This is a genomic window from Microcystis sp. M53602_WE12 (assembly GCF_030065455.1).
In the GTDB taxonomy this organism is placed as follows: Bacteria; Cyanobacteriota; Cyanobacteriia; order Cyanobacteriales; family Microcystaceae; genus Microcystis; species Microcystis aeruginosa.
Genome location: NZ_JASJFB010000525.1, coordinates 1 through 1,879, shown reverse-complemented (window position 1 = coordinate 1,879; position 1,879 = coordinate 1). Strand labels below are relative to the sequence as shown.

Genomic DNA, 1,879 nt, shown 5'->3' with positions numbered 1-1,879 from the left:
TGACTCGCACACTGGGACTGATAACTTCCATACCAAAGCGTTGTCTGAGAATCTTTTCCATTGAAGGGAGGGCAAGTCCTTCGGTAAAGCTGCCGAATTTTGCACCGAGTCCCCCAATTTGCTGACCTAATTCTTTGAGTTGTTTGTCAGTTTTCTTCTGTTGCTGACTAACTTCCTTCAGTTGTTTGTCAGTTTCTTTTTGAGCGGCAGTTAATTCAGCTTGAGCAGTCGCTAATTCGGCTAAGAGTCGCCATACGTCTTCGGATGTAGTTGCCATAGCTAATTTTTTCTCTCTGATTTGGTCTATTGCTATTTTACTGAATTTTGCCGATTCATGAGGAAGATTTTTGACTAATTTACCAATGCGATGGAGTAAATTTTATGTTAATCACTAAACTTCCCTGATGTCAAGATACTCAAAACGATAAAACTGCTAATGGAGACCATCAATGATGCAAAGAATTCACGCCTTAAAACAACTCTATGATATTGATGACTCTCAATGGCTAGGAGAAACCGTTAGCTTGCTTAGAAATCATCAATTTCAACAGCTAGACTTAGAACATTTAATCGAGGAATTAGAGGATTTGGGCAAAGAAAAGAAAAATGCGGTAGCCAGTCTTTTAGAACAGATTATCCGCCATCTATTATTACTGCAATACTGAACAAAAGAGGCAGAATATAAGACAATTCATTAGCAGGAAGAAATTTATAATTTTCGGACTCAATTAAGGCGAAAAATGACGGCTAATCTCCGCAATTCTTGAGAAGAAGAATTAAACTCTATCTACCAAGATGCGTTAGGTTTTGTCAAAATAAAACCAGTGAATACTGTGATTTTCCCTCTCAATGTCCTTACTCACTAGAAGAATTACTAGATCGCTCTTGGTTGCCATAAAAATCAGATCAAGAAAAGGATGTTATGACAGCAATTAAAGAATTAGAACAATTAGAACAAGGAAAGGTAGTTTTTTTCTGGAGAAAATTATTTTCAAATTATTTTGATAAAACTTAACAAAAATCCACCAAAAAACTATTGACTTGGAACCCTAAAAGTAGTACAGTTGGCTTCAATTGTATTTACTCAAATAATGAAAACTGATAAAATATTTTATACCTTATTTCAAGTCTTTCCCGAACTTCTCTTTCAACTGCTAGGAAAATCTCCCAATCTGGCGCAAAATTATCAATTTAAATCAGTCGAAATCAAAGAATTAGCTTTCCGACTCGATGGGGTATTTATTCCCGATGCAGACCCCCCAGATTAGCCGCTTTACTTTGTCGAAGTTCAATTTTAAAAGGATGAGGATTTTTATTGGCGATTCATCACTCAAATCTTCCTCTATCTTAAGCAGTATAAGCCTGAACGTACTTGCTGTCCCGTAATTATCTGGGGAAGGCGACGCTTAGACACCGGGTTTCCCCTCGCTTACCAGAATTTGCTAAACTTAGAGCAGATGCAACGGATATATCTCGATGAAATCGAGGGTGAGTCCCCTCCATCTCTTGGGATAAGTATCCTCCAGTTTATCGTCATCAGCACGAAAAAAGCACCAGAACAGGTTCAATCCTTGATTGACCAAACTCGCCAACAGATTGTTGACCCTAACACTCAAAGAAATGTTATCGGCTCTTCTGGTTTCTGTGTGGAAACGAGGTCTATACTGATAGAATATCCGCAAAATAGCCCTAAAAGTCTTGCCCGATAAGCATTTCACGATTCCATAAGCAAAAATTATCACACAAAGTCGAGAAGAGCCTGTTATCGAGTTAATCGAGAAGATTATTATCTACAAATTTCCGCAGAAAAGTCGCCAGGAGTTAGAAGCCATGTTTAATCTCACGGAATGGAAACAAACCAAGTTTTATCAAGAAGCTA

The 1,879-nt window shown here is 37.8% G+C and carries 1 protein-coding gene and 3 pseudogenes; 3 read left to right on the top strand and 1 reads right to left on the bottom strand.

From position 1 onward, the window contains the following. A partial coding sequence (locus tag PX482_RS17090) for a DUF3782 domain-containing protein (protein ID WP_288122741.1) occupies nucleotides 1-277 on the bottom strand: 277 nt, incomplete at its 3' end. Nucleotides 278-452: 175 nt separating this feature from the next. On the opposite strand from PX482_RS17090, the pseudogene PX482_RS17085 reads away from it, so the two are divergent. The 3 pseudogenes from PX482_RS17085 to PX482_RS17075 all read left to right on the top strand — a co-directional run. After that, nucleotides 453-898, top strand: a pseudogene (locus PX482_RS17085) (DUF29 domain-containing protein). Between the two features lie 193 nt (nucleotides 899-1,091). After that, nucleotides 1,092-1,709, top strand: a pseudogene (locus PX482_RS17080) (Rpn family recombination-promoting nuclease/putative transposase). Between the two features lie 52 nt (nucleotides 1,710-1,761). Then, nucleotides 1,762-1,879 (top strand): annotated as a pseudogene (locus PX482_RS17075) (DUF2887 domain-containing protein); the annotation flags it as partial.